General features: G+C 46.6%; 1 protein-coding gene. It reads right to left on the reverse strand.

The window, feature by feature from the left end; all coding sequences use genetic code 11:
* A partial coding sequence (locus AAC147_RS07640; protein WP_047686238.1) for a tyrosine-type recombinase/integrase occupies positions 1 to 305 on the reverse strand: 305 nt, incomplete at both ends.

Genomic DNA, 305 nt, shown 5'->3' on the forward strand with positions numbered 1-305 from the left:
AGCATACGTGTTGCTGATTGAGTAACCGGACTTCCACTATAACCACTCAAGGCGATGAGGAAATCATTCATCTGGTCGGCTAAAAGGTGTGGAAAATGTTTTTGCTTGGGGGCTTTAAGTGCGCTGGCAAGGTCAGTAACGGGATTGAACTCTGCCCGTCCGGTAATGACGGCATAGGTGAAAATTTGCCGACAGGCCTGTCTGGTTTTTTTCAATTTATCCAAAACGCCGCGTTGCTCCATTTTTCGCAGCACAGCCAGCATTTCAGCAGGTTTAATCTCGGTAACAGCACGTTTACCAATATA

The organism is Xenorhabdus sp. NBAII XenSa04, from assembly GCF_963866145.1.
Classification (GTDB): Bacteria; Pseudomonadota; Gammaproteobacteria; order Enterobacterales; family Enterobacteriaceae; genus Xenorhabdus; species Xenorhabdus indica.